13 protein-coding genes and 1 other RNA gene are annotated in these 15,094 nt (G+C 56.5%); 12 read left to right on the forward strand and 2 right to left on the reverse strand.

Annotation, left to right across the window (positions count from 1 at the left end; translation table 11 throughout):
- Nucleotides 1-65 precede the first annotated feature (65 nt).
- The 9 genes from arcC (at nucleotide 66) to FYJ63_RS07595 (ending at nucleotide 10,701) form a co-directional block, all read left to right on the forward strand.
- The gene (gene arcC, locus FYJ63_RS07555) at nucleotides 66-1,022 is read left to right on the forward strand and encodes a carbamate kinase (protein WP_154545374.1); all 957 of its coding nucleotides are present in this window, start codon (nucleotides 66-68) and stop codon (nucleotides 1,020-1,022) included.
- Nucleotides 1,023-1,170: 148 nt separating this feature from the next.
- Nucleotides 1,171-2,298 carry a serine/threonine protein kinase gene (locus FYJ63_RS07560; protein ID WP_154545376.1) on the forward strand — a complete coding sequence of 376 codons (1,128 nt, stop codon included), beginning with the start codon at nucleotides 1,171-1,173 and terminating at the stop codon, nucleotides 2,296-2,298.
- Between the two features lie 197 nt (nucleotides 2,299-2,495).
- Nucleotides 2,496-3,554: a DMT family transporter gene (locus tag FYJ63_RS07565; RefSeq protein ID WP_229770063.1), complete on the forward strand. Its 1,059-nt coding sequence runs from the start codon at nucleotides 2,496-2,498 to the stop codon at nucleotides 3,552-3,554.
- 62 nt (nucleotides 3,555-3,616) lie between these two features.
- Nucleotides 3,617-4,930, forward strand: coding sequence for an MFS transporter (locus tag FYJ63_RS07570; RefSeq protein ID WP_154545380.1), 1,314 nt, complete (start codon nucleotides 3,617-3,619; stop codon nucleotides 4,928-4,930).
- Between the two features lie 50 nt (nucleotides 4,931-4,980).
- A complete protein-coding gene (arc, locus tag FYJ63_RS07575; RefSeq protein WP_154545382.1) occupies nucleotides 4,981-6,507 on the forward strand; it encodes a proteasome ATPase in 1,527 nt (508 codons plus the stop codon).
- 35 nt (nucleotides 6,508-6,542) lie between these two features.
- On the forward strand, nucleotides 6,543-8,441 hold the full coding sequence (locus tag FYJ63_RS07580; RefSeq protein ID WP_154545384.1) for a proteasome accessory factor PafA2 family protein: 1,899 nt from the start codon (nucleotides 6,543-6,545) through the stop codon (nucleotides 8,439-8,441).
- On the forward strand, nucleotides 8,438-8,626 hold the full coding sequence (locus tag FYJ63_RS07585; RefSeq protein ID WP_229770064.1) for a ubiquitin-like protein Pup: 189 nt from the start codon (nucleotides 8,438-8,440) through the stop codon (nucleotides 8,624-8,626). The genes FYJ63_RS07580 and FYJ63_RS07585 overlap by 4 nt, the downstream gene beginning before the upstream one ends.
- Nucleotides 8,623-10,065, forward strand: a complete 1,443-nt coding sequence (locus tag FYJ63_RS07590) for a proteasome accessory factor PafA2 family protein (protein ID WP_154545386.1) — start codon at nucleotides 8,623-8,625, stop codon at nucleotides 10,063-10,065. Before FYJ63_RS07585 ends, FYJ63_RS07590 begins: the two co-directional genes overlap by 4 nt.
- A gap of 15 nt (nucleotides 10,066-10,080) precedes the next feature.
- Nucleotides 10,081-10,701 (forward strand): TetR/AcrR family transcriptional regulator, encoded by a 621-nt coding sequence (locus tag FYJ63_RS07595; RefSeq protein ID WP_154545388.1) that lies wholly within the window; start codon nucleotides 10,081-10,083, stop codon nucleotides 10,699-10,701.
- 35 nt (nucleotides 10,702-10,736) lie between these two features.
- Here the strand turns inward: FYJ63_RS07595 and FYJ63_RS07600 are convergent, their stop codons facing one another.
- Nucleotides 10,737-11,924 carry a M20 metallopeptidase family protein gene (locus tag FYJ63_RS07600; RefSeq protein ID WP_154545390.1) on the reverse strand — a complete coding sequence of 396 codons (1,188 nt, stop codon included), beginning with the start codon at nucleotides 11,922-11,924 and terminating at the stop codon, nucleotides 10,737-10,739.
- Nucleotides 11,925-12,029: 105 nt separating this feature from the next.
- Between FYJ63_RS07600 and FYJ63_RS07605 the strand changes: the two genes are divergently transcribed.
- The 3 genes from FYJ63_RS07605 to rnpB all read left to right on the forward strand — a co-directional run bounded on the left by FYJ63_RS07605 (nucleotide 12,030) and on the right by rnpB (nucleotide 14,045).
- Nucleotides 12,030-12,893, forward strand: a complete 864-nt coding sequence (locus FYJ63_RS07605; protein WP_154545400.1) for a Nif3-like dinuclear metal center hexameric protein — start codon at nucleotides 12,030-12,032, stop codon at nucleotides 12,891-12,893.
- A 22-nt stretch (nucleotides 12,894-12,915) separates the two neighbouring features.
- Entirely contained in the window at nucleotides 12,916-13,638 is a 723-nt protein-coding gene (locus tag FYJ63_RS07610) for a zinc ribbon domain-containing protein (protein ID WP_154545402.1), read from the forward strand.
- 21 nt (nucleotides 13,639-13,659) lie between these two features.
- Nucleotides 13,660-14,045, forward strand: an RNA gene (gene rnpB, locus FYJ63_RS07615) — RNase P RNA component class A.
- Nucleotides 14,046-14,306: 261 nt separating this feature from the next.
- On the opposite strand, the gene ppgK is transcribed toward rnpB, so the two are convergent.
- Nucleotides 14,307-15,050, reverse strand: coding sequence for a polyphosphate--glucose phosphotransferase (gene ppgK / locus FYJ63_RS07620; protein WP_338106879.1), 744 nt, complete (start codon nucleotides 15,048-15,050; stop codon nucleotides 14,307-14,309).
- Between the last annotated feature and the right edge of the window lie 44 nt (nucleotides 15,051-15,094).

Here is a 15,094-nt window from a genome sequence, read left to right on the forward strand (position 1 = left end):
CAGGCCGAGAACCGGATGCACACCATTAAGGCTGTGATGGTTGCGACCTTGGGAGAGAAGTAAACATGCGTATCGTTATTGCACTAGGTGGAAACGCCCTGTTACGCCGCGGCGAAAAACCCGACGCGAAAACCCAGCGGGATAACGTTGAACTCGCGGTGAAACAGTTAGCGCCTCTGGCCGATGAGCATGAAATCGTGATTACTCACGGTAACGGCCCCCAGGTCGGGGTGTTGGCGTTGCAATCCGCCAATGACGAGAACCTCACCGAGCCCTATCCGTTTGATACTCTCGGGGCCCAGACTCAAGGCATGATTGGATACTGGCTGTTGCAGTCTTTGCAAAACAACCTCCCGGGACGCCACGTCTCCGCGCTTGTGAACCAGACTCTCGTTCTTGCGGGAGATCCGGCCTTCGACAACCCGACAAAGTTTGTCGGCCAGGTTTACAGCAAGGAAGAAGCCGATAGCTTCGCGGCCGAGCGCGGCTGGGTCATGAAGGAAGACGGCCAGTACTGGCGTCGGGTCGTGGGTTCGCCCCGCCCGCAGCGGATTATTGAAACCCGCTTGATTCGCCGGATGCTCGAAGTCGGAGCGGTTGTGGTTTGTGCTGGCGGCGGCGGTATTCCCGTCATCCGCAACTCGAGCGGCAAGCTCCAGGGCGTGGAGGCGGTTATCGACAAGGATCTTACCGCCGCAGTTCTCGCCGAACATCTCGAGGCAGACTTTTTGATGATTCTCACCGACGTGCCGGCAGTGCTCGACAACTACGGGACGGATCAACAAAAAGAAATCAACCGTGCGACCCCCGGATTCATGCGCGCCAAAGGCTTCGCTGCCGGATCTATGGGGCCGAAAGTCGAAGCGGCTTGCCGTTTCGTGGAACTTACCGGCGATGCCGCGGCAATCGGCCAACTGGCTGATGCCATGAAGATTATCGAAGGCGAAGCCGGCACCATCATCACCCCCGGAGGCAACTACGGCGGGCCTGATGACATCAACCCGCGAAAACTTCGCGGCTAACTGAATCTCCGGGCACGCGATTCGGCTCGGTTTGCCCAAGGTTGGGTGAGAAGGGGCGCGGAGGACCACCTCCAAACCCTGCGAATCGCATCAAGAATTGGAAAACTACGGATGCGTAAAGATGCGCATCTAGGAATGAGGAGAAAAAATGGCGAAAATCGTTAGCTCATGGAACGATTTCGATCCGCTGAAGCGGGTAATCGTCGGACGTGCGGATAACTCTGTTATTCCTCCGGAGGAACCGGCCACTTCGGAGAAGGTGCCGATCGACTCCGAAATGCGCGGCATGTGGGGGTTGCGTCCTCTGGAAACCGTCGAGAAGGCAAATGCTCAGTTGGATAATCTGGCAAAGATCTTGGAAGACCGCGGCGTTATCGTCGATCGTCCGACTCCTTTGCAGTGGAACCAAGCGATTGGGACCCCGGATTTCCGCAACGACTCCATGATGACCTGTATGCCGCCTCGCGACATCTTGCTCACCATCGGCAATGAGATTATTTCGGCTGCGAACTCTTTCCGTTGCCGTTACTTCGAGTACCTTGCCTACTGGCCCTTGATGAACGAGTACTTCGAGGAAGACCCGGAGTTCCTCTGGACCCAGGCTCCGCGCCCGCGCTTGACCGACAAGTCCTACAAGCACAACTACTACGATGAGAAGATTTCGCTGGAGGAGCGCTTGGAGCGTACCGCCAACAAGGACTTCGTGACGACAGAAATCGAGCCCATGTGGGACGCCGCTGACGTCATGCGTGTGGGCAAGGACCTGTTCATTCAGCACGGTCTGACCACCAACCGCAAGGCCATGGAGTGGTTCAAGCGTTACTACCCCGACTTGCGGGTACACGCCGTGAACTTCCCCGGCGACCCCTACCCGATCCATATCGACGCGACCTTCGTGCCGCTGCGCCCGGGCCTCATCATCAACAACCCGCACCGTCGTCTCCCCGAAGAACAGCGCAAGATCTTCGAAGCGAACGATTGGCAGATTGTCGATGCGGCTCAGCCGGCTCACGAAACCCCGCCGCCGCTGTGCTACTCCTCCGTCTGGTTGTCCATGAACTGCTTGGTTCTCGACCACAAGACGGTTATCGTGGAAGCTTCCGAAACCAACCAGTTGGAGCAGATGGACAAGCTGGGCATGAACGTCATCCCGGTTCCGTTCCGCGACGCCTACCCGTTCGGCGGCGGCCTGCACTGCTCCACCGCGGACGTTTACCGCGAAGGCACCTGCGAGGATTACTTCCCGAACCAGGTTGACGACCCGACGCTGGTCTAAAGCGTCACCGGTGCAATAGCTGCACCAGCAGATTACTGTTGTTGGGGGCGGTTATCGTAAATGCCTTATGATAACCGCCCCCACTTCAGTAGCCGTCGTATCAGTATCAAAGGTGAACTGTACCCAAAACGGCTAATTTCAATTAACCACTTTGCAAAGAAGGAGATAGTGGTATGAGTGCTGGAAATCAGTATGTGATGAACACAAAAGTGGGTGCCATAGCAATGCTTATTTCGGCTACTGGCATGGGTCTCGTCCCGCTATTTAGCCGTTGGGCAACACGCACAGATATGTTCGATGGTTCCAAAGGACTAAATGCAGGTAATAGTATCGGTGCTTTGATGGCAACCGGACGCATGGGGATGGGAATCATATTTTTCGTTTGCCTGTTATTTTTGCTGAAAAAAGTAAAAGTCTGGCGCGAACTAAAAGTCTCACCGGCCATCATTATGGGCGGCGTGATGATTGGCTTGTCACTTGGTTGCTACGTGACAGCCACACTTCTTACCTCCGTTGCTAACGCTATTCTGCTGATATATATCGGTCCGGTGGTCTGTATTATCCTGGCGAGAATCTTCCGAAAAGAACCGATGACAGTCATTCACTATGTCTGCCTGGTTATCGTGTTCGCGGGAATGCTTTTCGGTAATGGACTTATGGGATTCAAAGAGGGCGGTTTCTTCTTTGATTTCAACTTGTCCACGTCCACGCCTGACTTCCCCCTTGCGGGTATCGGAAACCTGGCTGGTTTGCTGTCCGGATTCTTCTACGGTTCCTCTATGTTCTTCAACGGGTACCGTAAAGACGCCGATACTGTAGCCCGCGGTGTGTGGAACTTTATCGCCGCAACAGTAGCGTCTGGTTCTCTGACCCTCGCCCTGAACTTCGTCGGCACTGTTGGTGGAGTTGAAGGATGGGCTCTGGACCTGCACCTAACGCCGTTCAACTGGGTGGGTGCAGTGCTGCTCTGGATTGTTTGCGGCCCGATTGCGCTGGGATTCCTCCTCGTTGCCGGTCGTAATCTTCCTGCTCCTGACTATGGGATTATCGCCTACTGGGAAGTTCCAGTCGCTCTGTTCGTAGGTCTTGTGGTCTACTCGGAGGCGTTAACCATCAACACGATTCTGGGAATCATCCTTGTTGTCGGTGGCGGAGCATATCCCAGCCTCAGTATGTTCCTGCAAAGTAGGAAGCTTAAGGCCAACGCCACTAAGGCATCAACTCAACAAGAAGAAAAGGCTCTGGTAACAGAGTAGCTATTCGCGGGGGAGACTAACGTGTGTTGGTCTCCCCTTTTTTTACCCTAAAGGGGACTGAAATGGATACCACGAATCAATCATCTGAACAAGAAGAACAAGATCTTGTAGTCAAGAAAGTATTGGTATCATCTTTTTTTGCTAACTTTGCGGAATGGATGGACTACGGTTCTTATGCCTACCTGGCCACAATTATTGCAATCGTCTTTTTTCCTGACGGTGATCCCGCGGTAAAACTCATGAGTACCTACGCGGTTTTCGCACTGTCTTTTGTAGCGCGTCCCATCGGAGCATTTTTCTGGGGTGAAATGGGGGACAGAAAAGGCCGCAAATGGTCGTTGTCAGTTTCCGTTCTCTTGATGACTGGAGCAACCGCCTGTATCGGCTTAGTGCCGAGCTACGAGGCTATCGGAATTACAGCCCCGATTCTTCTGCTAATTTTCCGGCTTATTCAGGGATTCTCGGCTGCAGGGGAGTACGCGGGAGCTGCGATTTTCATCGCCGAATACGCCCCGAAAGAAAAGCGAGGTCTCTACACCTCTATTGTACCGGCCTCTACAGCATGCGGGCTGCTCGTGGGATCTTTCCTCGCCACTATTCTTAGTTTGACCCTAACTGAAGATGCACTTCAATCTTGGGGATGGAGAATTCCATTCCTCTTGGCTTTGCCCATTGGTGTGGTTGTACTACGGATGTGGTCTACTCTTAATGATTCCGAAGCATATCTGGAAATGGTGGAAAAACTAGAAGGAAAGAACGCAGCTCGTCAATCGCCGGTTCGGCTCATTTTTACTAAGTATTTCCGGATCACCTTGATTTCCTTTGGGGTATCATCCCTCAACGCGGTCGGGTTTTACATGGTATTAACTTACTTGCCGGTTTACGCCGAAACAGTGGTGGAACTCGATAAAGCTACCGCAGATATTATTACTAGCATCACATTGCTTGTTTATATCTCGTTTATTTTCTTGTCAGGAAAGATTTCCGATTATTTCGGGCGGAAGAAAATGCTTATTTCCGCCTCTATCGGTTTCATCATCTTCAGTTTGCCATGTTATATATTGCTAGGAACAGGCTCGGTTATACTGATGTTAGTTATCGAGATACTTATGGCATTCATCTTGACTATAAATGATGGAACCCTCGCATCGTTCTTATCCGAAACATTCCCCACCGAAGTACGCTACAGCGGTTTTGCTATCTCTTTCAACCTAGCCAATACTGTCTTTGGCGGAACGGTCGGATTTATATCCACCTGGTTAGTGACGCAAACTGGCAACTCGCTGGCTCCTGCCTACTATCTAATGGGAGTTTCGGCGTTCGCGTTCATCTGCATGATTTTCGCGAAGGAGCATAAAGATAAAGAACTGGCATAAGCTCCAGACAGTTCTTGATTTTCGTTACCGTGGTTTTCTAGGAGGTGACTATGTCGGATAGCCAGGTAAACCCGAGCGGGCAGACTAGCGAGTCGAGGCGCTTGGAAAACCAGAATACGTTGCTGTCTTCTGCGCTGACACAGGCCCAAAGTGAGCTGAAGAATCTGCGCAAAGAGATTCAGCGGTTGCAAGAGCCGCCCCTTACTCACGGGACTGTTGTGAAGCTCGTCGATCCGGCGCGGCGCCTCGTGGACGTTTCCGTCATGGGACGGCGCTTTCGCGTCACCATCGGCGACACGATTACGTGGGGGAGGCTCCAACTCGGGGACACTGTGTTACTGAACGACAAAATGGTTGGTATCGGGAAAGAAACCGCCGCCGACACCGGCGTGAGCGCGGTCGTCTTGGAACACGTGGATACAGACCGCGTCCTCGTCACGGTCAATAACGATAGCGTTCGTTTGCTGCGGCTGAGCGACCGGCTCCACGGCACTCGGATACGCCCCGGCGACACGTTGCTGGTGGATCTGCACTCCGGGCTTGCTCAGGAATATCTGGCGCGACCTGAGATTGAGGGGCTGGAACTTGATGACAATCCGGGCGTGAACTGGGATCAGATTGGCGGACTCGAATCCGTGTTAACGCTCATTCGGGAAACCATTGAACTGCCGATGACCCACCCCGAGCTTTACGAAAGCTATCAGTTGCGACCCCCCAAGGGCATCTTGCTCTACGGCCCGCCGGGTGTTGGGAAAACTATGATTGCCAAAGCCATCGCCACCTCACTAAGCGAGATGCTTGGCAAGAAAGCCCACTTCCTCAATATCAAAGGTCCTGAGCTGCTGGACAAGTACGTGGGCGAAACCGAGCGGCGTGTGCGTGCCGTGTTTTCCCGCGCCCGCGAAAAGTCTGCGAACGGGGTACCGGTCATCGTGTTCTTCGATGAGATGGAGGCTCTGTTTCGGACTCGTGGCACGGGAGTATCGAGCGATGTTGAGACGACCGTCGTCCCGCAACTGCTTGCGGAGATTGATGGGGTCGAAGAGCTGCGTAACGTGGTTATAGTCGGCGCTTCCAACCGCGAAGACCTCATCGATCCGGCGATTGTCCGGCCCGGGCGCCTCGATATGCATATTCGTATCCCGCGACCCAACAAGGCTGCCTGCGCCGAGATTCTCGGGAAGTATCTCCGTGAGGATTTGCCCTATGCGTCCGAGGTGGAGCCCGCCGCCTTGCGCGACGAGGTCATCGACAAGGTCTTCACCCGCGACGCCGCCACGGCAATCCTTCGGGTGACGCGAAAATCCGGCAAGGAGGAAACCTGGTATCTCTCCGATTTGGTCTCGGGGGCGATGTTGGCTTCCATTGTCGAAAAGGCGAAAGCGCGTGCGGTTCAACAAGCGCTTCGCGGCGAGCCCGGGATTCGTCTGGAACACCTGCTAGCCGCAATTCGGGATGAAACTGCCGCCCACCAAGACCTCCCCGGGGTTTCCGACCCCGAAGAATGGGCGAGAATCGTGGGACGTTCTAAACGCCTCGACCCCATTGTGGACATCACCCCGATTCAACAGGACTAAGACCGCTGCGGCAAAACGCGCGAAGGAGGAGACACATGCTGAGCGTGAAACGCATCATGTCGATAGAAACTGAATACGCCTTGAGCGACTTCCCCGCGGGCGGCGCGGCGGCTTCCGGTTCGGCGCGCGAGCCCGCGGCTTCGGGGGCGGGGACGTCGGTTCCCGCGAAGGCTCCTTCGAACGCCCCCACGGAAACGGAAGTCGCCCAGCAGGCCGAAGCCCTCGCCCAGCGCCTGCTTCGCACCTGGGCTCTGGCCGAAGCGAAAACCTCCGGGGTGCCGGTCACCAACCACGTCCCCGATCCGGCAGGCGCGGCAGTCTCTTGGCGGATGCTCCCCGGAGCCGGCACCCGTTTCGACTATTCCGGAGAACACCCCGAACTCGACGCCGAAGGAAAAGCACACCGCGATTTGCCCCCCGAGGCGCGAACCAACGAGGAACTCGGTGCCGTCTTGACCGGCGTTAAAACCCGCTGGGTGACGAAAGTTGATGCCTTCGGACAGCACTACTACCGCGGAAACTCCACGATTGCGCCCAACGGGGCGAGACTCTATGTTGACCACGGACACCCCGAATATTCCGCGCCGGAATGTCTCGGACCCCTCCAGGCCGCCCTCTACGACCGTGCCGGAGACGAAATCATGACGCGGGCGGCCGCGGCGCTGCGGGAAAGCACGTCGGATAGTGAGGCCGGAGCGCGGGCTCTCATCTTGAAGAACAACACCGATGAGCGCGGCTCGGCCTGGGGCGCGCACGAAAACTATCTCGTGGAGCGCCGCGTCGAGTGGCAGCTCCTCGTGGATCTCTTTATGCCGTTCTTGGTGTCTCGCCCGATATTTTGCGGCACGGGTCGTCTCGGGCTCGGGCCCAACAGCGAAACCCCAGGATTCCAGATTTTCCAGCGCGCGGACTTTATTGAAACCGAAGTTTCCCTCATGACAACGCGGGAACGACCCATCGTGAACACCCGCGACGAGCCCCACGCGAGCCGCCGCTACCGACGGTTCCACGTCATCACCGCAGATTCCTCGATGTTCCCCTATTCGGCCGCTTTGCGGACCGGCACGGCCGCGCTATTGCTGAGTTTGGCGGAGTCCTTCCCCGAGCGGGCCCGCGAACTTGCCGACAGGTGGGCGCTCCAAGATCCGGTGTCAGCGATCCAGGCGTTTTCGCGAGATGTCACCTTGCGCCAGTCCTGTCCCTTAAAGCGCGGGGGAGCGGCTACCGGACTGGAGATTCAGCAAGGGTACCTGGAGTTTATTCGCGACGTCGGTTTCGAGGAGGGCTCGGGAGGATATCAACAAGCGGACCGCGAAACCAAGTGGGTCATCGAGAATTGGGAACGGGTCTTGACCTCGCTCGCAAGAGGCTGGCAAGAAGCCACCGCTTTGGTGGAGTGGTGTGCGAAACTCGCTTTGTTAGATCGTAAGCGAACTCAGCTTGGCTGCGACTGGGACGACCCCAGACTGTCCTTGTTGAATCTCAGATTTTCCATGATTGACGAAGGGCTCTCCTTGGCTCGAGCGCTGGAAAAAGGCGGTTTCGAGCCACTGTATTCCCGAGAGGAAATCCGTAAGGCCTCCTTTGAGGCGCCCCCAGAAACCCGCGCCGGAGGGCGGGCCGAACTATTGCGACGTTTCCCCGACCAACTCTGGGCCGCGTCCTGGATGGCGATTTTGGTCGATATCGGGAAGCGGCAGTTGGTTCGCGTCCAGTTCCCCGACCCCCACCATCCCACCCGCTTAGAGGTCCAGAAAGCCATCGAGATTTGCGAGAAAAAACTCGGGCCCGAAAGCGAAGACCAGGGGAAACTCGTTGCGGAAGTCCTAGAAGTCTTGGGAGTAGAATTGCCCGCAGACTTGAAATATTACTCCTGGGATGAGGGCTACTATGCCTCCGAGAGTTTTAAAGAGCAATTTGAGAAAGGGAAATGATGGCGAAACAGATTCAAGAAAGCCACTCCAAGCGCGAGAACGAATCCGTCGAAGAAGTCGAACTCGCGCCACAGAACAAGATTTCCGAAGACAAACTTGATGCGTTAATCGAAGACATCGAGGACATCTTGAACGTCAACGCCTTGAGTTTTGTCCAAAACTTCAAACAGCAAGGCGGACAATGACACGTCTTGGCAGGGTTTGCGGCCTCGAAACTGAATACGGTGTCACCAGCGTCTACATCTCTTCCGATTCCGGCTCTCCGGAGGCTCGTTCAGAGGCGCGCTCAGAGTCGCGCTCAGAGGCGCGCGCGGGGAATCGCTCAGAGGCTCACGCGGAGGAACCGCCGCTTAGCGTCGAGGAGGCGGTGAAAAAGATTTTTGCCAGCACGGAGCGAGCCGTGCGGGTTCCCCACGGATTTCTCTCCAACGGGGCGAGACTCTATATCGACATCGGGGCACACCCCGAATATGCTGGTCCCGAGTGCCTAGACCTCGAAGACGTCGTGGCCCAAGACTTGGCTGGGGACGCGATTATTCAAGATTTAGTCGATATCGCCAACGCCAAGTTGTTGAACCGCGGCATGAGAATTCACGCCCTGAAAACGAATGCCGACTCGTGGGGAAACAGTTTTGGCTGCCACGAAAACTATCAATACGGGGCGAACACCCCGATTTCGATTCCGTCTTTCGTGTCGTTCCTCGCGGCTCGGCAAATCCTTTGCGGAAGTGGCTGCATCGACGAGGACGGCAGATACTGTTTCAGCGCGCGGGCGCGCTACATTACCGAGACGGCCTCTGCTGACCCCACCCACCACAAGGCCTTCATCAACACGAAAGAGGAACCCCACGCGGACGCCTCACTTTGGCGGCGCCTGCACGTGACCTGCGCTGACTCGGCAATGTTGCCGGTGACAGTGGCGTTGCGGACTTTCCTTGCCGACCGGTTTTTGAGCCTCCTGGAAGGCTCGGCCGCGGGGGACTTTATCGTCCTCGACGATCCGGTTGCGGCCGTGAAAACCTGGAACTACGAGCCGAACGCGCGGATGCGAGGGCAGCGCGGGGAGGCCGCGGTTGAGGTAAGTTGTCCGGAGCTAATGCGTCAGAGTCTGGATTTGTTCCCCGCAGATGACGACGAATTCGGCTTGAGAGACGTGGCTGAGCGCGGCCTGGCGGCTTTGTCCGAGGGGAATCTTGCCGCGGTCAGTAGTGAACTCGACTGGTCTTTGAAATACCAGCTAATTTCCCACGTTGCCGCTGGTGAGACTGATTTTGGCGGGGCGAGAGCGCGGCGAGCTGATTTGGTTTTCCACGATCTATCGAAGCAATACGGGCTGCGGGAGAGGCTCTTGACCTCGGGGAATGTGAAGTCAATGGTGGATGGGAGTACAATAAGCCTCGCTAAGACAGTTCCTCCTGCCAATACCCGCGCTGCTTTGCGCGGAAAAGTGGTCGAAGCGTGCGACTTAGCCGGTAGGAGAGCCTCTATCGGGTGGGCCTACGTCCGTTTGGATCAGCCGCCCACCCCCCAGATTGACTTGCTGAATCCGCTCGAGAGTGAATCCGCGGAAGTGACTCAACTGCTTGAAAAAATAGAAAATTTACCGAACGTGCAAAACAAATAAAGATACGGAAAAACCATGTCCCCAGAGCCGGTCGAGGGTAACTCGCCGAGAGAAGAGACCAGTGTAGAGACTCGAATTTTGGAGGCAGCCGCCAAGATGCTGCGGCACTCCTCGCCGAGTTCACTGTCCTATCGGGCGGTGGCGCGACAAACCGACCTCCCACATTCGACGGTGCAATATCATTTCCCCACCCGCGAAGAACTCCTCACCGAGTCCATGAAATACAACGTGGAAGTCTGGGTGGATCGCGCCAGGAAAGTCCGCGATGAGGTGCTCGCCTTGAGCCCCGAAGAGCGGAAACGTCAGTTGCCGCAGTTCCTCGTGCGGGCGATTTTGCCGAATAAACAGGACATTAGAAGCTATCTCATCCAGGGTCTCACCATGGCCGAATACGACAAGATTGCTGAGAAGAATCGGGAGGGGCGGGTCTACTTTGACAAGTATGTCCGCGAAATTCTCGATTCCGCCGATTTTCATTGTCCGACCGATGTGGTGATTGCGCTGGTTGACGGGTTGGCGTATGAGACGGTTTCGGAGGGGCTGGATTTTCCCGAAAACGTTATCGAGAAAGTCTCGCGTTTCTTGACCCACGTGCTCTCTATCGCTTGCCGACCGAGCGTCGAGGCCCAGTCCTAGAGGTCTCGTGGGTTTTTCGGGGCTAGTAGGAAGCCTCAGTTGGATTCGGCCAAGATTGCCAGCCACAGATTCACTGCCACCTCGAGATTCGAGTCTACGAAGTCAAATTTATCGGTGTGGATTGGCGGATAATCCTCGCCGTTTCCGATATAGACCATGGCCCCCTTGGTGAGCTTCAAATAGTGGCCAAAATCTTCCGAAGCGCGGTAGGGTACCTCGAGTTGAACCAGAGGCAGTCCGGCTCGACCCGCGGACCGTTCCACTACGGCGACGCTCTCGGGGGAGTTCCGCGTTTCCGGAAACACGTCATGCAGGGCGGAAGTGAGTTGGAAACCACCCTCGTTAGCGAGTTGTTCCGCGGTCTCCAGAATCAGATCTTTGAGTTTTTCGAGGTCTGCTTCCTCTCGCGCCCGCAAGGTCAGGCTGAGCTCTCCGGCCGAAGCAGAAATTCCGAAATCTTTCGCTCCCGCTTCGAGGTTCACGATGGTAGACAGGGCCAGGTCTTTGAAATGAGGATTCGTGTGGCCCAGATGTTGAACCCCCGCTAGTTCTTCGCTAAAGAGAGCCAATTTGCTCAGGGCAATGGCGGGGTTGCGTCCGTCCTCAGGCTGGCTGGCGTGGGCAGTTACCCCCCGCATCCGAACCGTGAGCCCGAGGGAAGCGCACTGGGAGACTCCTACTCGCGTGGCCACGCAGCCGCGGGGAATCCCGCTCCAGTTATGGAAAGCATAGACTGCCGCTATCGGTTTTCTCTCCAGCAGCCGCGAGGCTGGAAAACCGCCGGCCCCAATCTCTTCGGCGTGTTGAAAAATGAGAATCACTTCACGCTCGGGCGGGCGGGCTTGCAGTTCCAGCGCGAGGCCGGCCAGAGCTGCGCTGTGTCCGTCGTGGCCGCATTTGTGGGACACCCCGCGGTTTTGGGAACAATGGGGGAGGTCGAGAGTTTCCAGAATCGGCAAGGCGTCCATATCAGCGCGGAAGGCAATCGCGGGAGCGTCGGTTTGATGCGACGAGCTGGCTGCGCTTTCGGGGATTGCGGCGCGGCCTCGGGGCGGAACCTCAACCCAAAACCAGGATCCTTCATCGTGAACCTGGAAATCCGTGTGCTGCTTGATGAAGTCTTGCAGGCGCCGGCGCGTTTCAACTTCCTGGCCCGAGAGCTCGGGATGGGCGTGCAAAGCGTGGCGCAGCTCGGTAATAAGTTCAAGATTCTCTGGTCTCATTGTGTGTCCTCTTTTTTGGTATGAGATGAGCATAGTAAAAACCGACATTATTTGGCTCCGATTCAAAATAATTCGGGAACGCGATGGGCTTGCTAGGATTGAATCATGACCAGTGAAGCATTGACCGTCGGCGAGGTCGCCGCATGGATGGATGAGCATTTCCCTCCGGAACTTCAAGAAGAATGGGACCGTGTCGGGCTGATTTGCGGGGATAGGAGCGACCCGGTCACCCGTATACTCCTCGCTGTCGATCCGACCGAACCGGTTGTGAACGAGGCTCTTGACTGGGGAGCGGATCTCGTTATTACTCACCATCCGCTGTTCCTGCGCGGGACATCCTTCGTTTCCGCCGACACCGCCAAAGGGCGGGTGGTTCACCGGCTCATTCGCGCCCACGCCGCGCTGTTTAATGCCCACACCAATGCGGATGCGGCGACTGGCGGGGTAGCGGAGACGCTGGCCGAAGCTGCGGGGTTGGATCCGAAGACGTGGCGGCCCTTGGAGCCGAACTCCGCTCACCCCGAGTTGGGAATCGGGCGCGTGGGAGAGTTGCCCGAGTCGACGACCGTCGAAGCGCTCGCGAACCGGCTGGCGGAGCTACTGCCGGAAAGTCCCGCGGGGCTCTTGGTCGCGGGAGATCCGGAGCGTGAGGCAAAGGTGGTGGCGGTTTCCGGGGGCTCCGGCCAGTCCCTCTTGGAGGCCGCTCGCGCCGCGAAAGCCGACGTCTTTGTTACCGCTGACCTGCGCCATCATCCGGCCCTGGACTTCTTGGAGGAAGACGGCGCGCCGGCGCTAATCGTGCCCTCGCACTGGGCGAGTGAATGGGTGTGGCTCCCGCGTCTGGCCGCAGCCTTGGAACTGTGGGCGGGGGAGCGCGGGGTGGCGCTCGAGACCCGCATCAGCAAGGTCGTGTCTGAGCCGTGGGATGCCTATATTCCCACCCTCACATCAGATAATGTTGAACTGTAGAAATTGATTAGACGGAGGAACCATGAAAGCTGCGCCTGAGGACCAAGTAAAACTTCTTGACCTGCAAGTTCTTGACAAAAAGATTGCCGGATTGAAACACGAGTTGGCGACTTTGCCTGCGGGGGAGCGCGAAAAGGAACTGACCGTCGCGCGTGAGGAACTCCAAACGGAGATTGCGGTGGCGAAGTCGTCTAAAAACGACTTGAGTCGCGCGCTCAAACAGGCCGAAGCGGAAGTTAGCAAGGTTCAAGAACGGGCGAAAACCCAACGTGAGCGCCTTGATGGGGGCGGAATCAGCCCCAAGGAGATGGAGAAGATCCAGGAGGAACTCGGCCAACTCGCCACCCGCCAAGGTGACCTCGAAGACGCGGCTCTGGATGCGATGGATGCGGTGGAGCGGGCCACGGGGCATCTAAACGAGCTCGAGAATAGGCAGGAGACCCTCGAAGAGGAGCTGAAAGATGTTCACGCGGAAGCCCAGAGTGAGTCAGGTAAGATCCAAGAAGATTTGGATTCAGCAAAGGCCTCGCGGAAGGCGCTTGCCGAAGAAATCCCCGCCGATTTGGTGGATGAGTATGAGGCTTGCCGCAGGTCAAGCGGCATCGGAGTGGTGGAAGTCAATGGAGCCCGCTCTGTCGGGGTGCAACTCGAGTTTTCGGTAGCGGAGATTTCGCGGATCGAAACGGCTCCGCCCGACGAGGTTTTGGTCAGCGAAGACCACAACGTGATTATCGTGCGACGTTAGGGTTTACAATAGTGGGACGGAAAAGCCGGACAGGCGATCGCGGGCGCGTCGTTATCGAGCCCCGAGGAAAGTCCGGACTCCACAGGGCAGGGTGATGGCTAACGGCCACCCGGGGTGACCCGCGGGACAGTGCCACAGAAAACAAACCGCCCGTCGGCCTAGCTTTGCGCTGGGACAAGCGGGTAAGGGTGAAAAGGCGAGGTAAGAGCTCACCGCGCGACTGGTGACAGGAGCGGCACGGTAAACCCCACCCGGAGCAAGGCCAAGCAGCAGGCTGGGCGGCCCGTCCAAAGCCTGCGGGTAGGCTGCTAGAGGTTCGCGGTAACGCGCACCCGAGAGAAATGGTCGCCGGTCATCCTTCGGTAACGGGGATGATTACAGAATCCGGCTTATGTCCGGCTTTTCCGCCAAAAATCAATGGTGAGAGAAAGTAGACGAAGATGTTTAAGGAATTCAAAAATTACACCCTTGTTGAAAAGGCTTCGGGATTTTGGCATTGGTTTTCTGCCTGCTGGGAGTCGGGTTTTCACTTCACGGAGTTATCGCCGCGGGACAGGATTTAACGAGCACTCGCTGGGGCATAGTTTTTGTGAATTTAGGTCTGGCAGCAATGGTTATTTTCAACGTGATGCGTTTCCAGAAAAGACCCAAGGACTGAATTTTGGGGATTAAACCCCCGCGGCGAGAGCCGCCGCGCCCACAATTCCGGCCTGGTTTAGAAGCTGGGCAGGAATAATCGGAGTCTTCAAATCCAGAAGCGGCAAGAACTTTGCGTGATCCTTAGAGACCCCACCCCCTACCACGAACAGATCGGGGCTAAAGAGCATCTCCAGGTGGGAGTAGTACTTCTGCAAGCGCTTGGCCCACTTCTTGTAAGAGAGTTTTTCCTTCGATTTCACGCCGGAAGACGCGCGAGATTCCGCATCGTGTCCGTCAAGTTCCACGTGACCCAACTCGCAGTTGGGGACGAGAACGCCGTTGTAGATGAGCGCGGTTCCGATGCCGGTTCCAAGTGTGGTGACAATCACCAAACCGGGAACATCTTTGGCGGCTCCGAAGTGTACCTCCGCATAGCCGGCCGCATCCGCGTCATTGACGCATTTGGCGATGTGGCCGGTGTATTTGCGCATCAAGACGCGTGCGTCAACTCCGGCCCAAGCCTGGTCAAGGTTCGCAATGAAACTCACGACATCGTCTTTTACCGGCCCCGGGATTGTTACACCCACGGGCATTTCGGCGGGGACTTCTTTGGCTTCGATAATTTCTTGGCAGATTTCCGCAACCTCATCGGGAGTGGAAGGCTTGGGGGTTTTTATTCGAAGCCGCTCGCCGACAAAATCACCGGTTTCCAGGTCAACATATGCACCTTTGATTCCCGAACCGCCAATATCAATGCCAAATCCCGTAGCCACTTGCCACCCTTTCAAAAAGCCGGAAAAGATTGCCATACAACTCT

Source organism: Mobiluncus porci (genome assembly GCF_009695935.1).
GTDB classification, from domain to species: Bacteria; Actinomycetota; Actinomycetes; order Actinomycetales; family Actinomycetaceae; genus Mobiluncus; species Mobiluncus porci.

Excerpts from the sequence above, each read along its gene's own strand:
- arcC (WP_154545374.1), top strand. The coding sequence starts at position 66 with ATGCGTATCGTTATTGCACTAGGTGGAAACGCCCTGTTACGCCGCGGC.
- FYJ63_RS07560 (WP_154545376.1), top strand. The coding sequence starts at position 1,171 with ATGGCGAAAATCGTTAGCTCATGGAACGATTTCGATCCGCTGAAGCGG.
- FYJ63_RS07565 (WP_229770063.1), top strand. The coding sequence starts at position 2,496 with ATGAACACAAAAGTGGGTGCCATAGCAATGCTTATTTCGGCTACTGGC.
- FYJ63_RS07570 (WP_154545380.1), top strand. The coding sequence starts at position 3,617 with ATGGATACCACGAATCAATCATCTGAACAAGAAGAACAAGATCTTGTA.
- arc (WP_154545382.1), top strand. The coding sequence starts at position 4,981 with ATGTCGGATAGCCAGGTAAACCCGAGCGGGCAGACTAGCGAGTCGAGG.
- FYJ63_RS07580 (WP_154545384.1), top strand. The coding sequence starts at position 6,543 with ATGCTGAGCGTGAAACGCATCATGTCGATAGAAACTGAATACGCCTTG.
- FYJ63_RS07585 (WP_229770064.1), top strand. The coding sequence starts at position 8,438 with ATGATGGCGAAACAGATTCAAGAAAGCCACTCCAAGCGCGAGAACGAA.
- FYJ63_RS07590 (WP_154545386.1), top strand. The coding sequence starts at position 8,623 with ATGACACGTCTTGGCAGGGTTTGCGGCCTCGAAACTGAATACGGTGTC.
- FYJ63_RS07595 (WP_154545388.1), top strand. The coding sequence starts at position 10,081 with ATGTCCCCAGAGCCGGTCGAGGGTAACTCGCCGAGAGAAGAGACCAGT.
- FYJ63_RS07600 (WP_154545390.1), bottom strand. The coding sequence starts at position 11,924 with ATGAGACCAGAGAATCTTGAACTTATTACCGAGCTGCGCCACGCTTTG.
- FYJ63_RS07605 (WP_154545400.1), top strand. The coding sequence starts at position 12,030 with ATGACCAGTGAAGCATTGACCGTCGGCGAGGTCGCCGCATGGATGGAT.
- FYJ63_RS07610 (WP_154545402.1), top strand. The coding sequence starts at position 12,916 with ATGAAAGCTGCGCCTGAGGACCAAGTAAAACTTCTTGACCTGCAAGTT.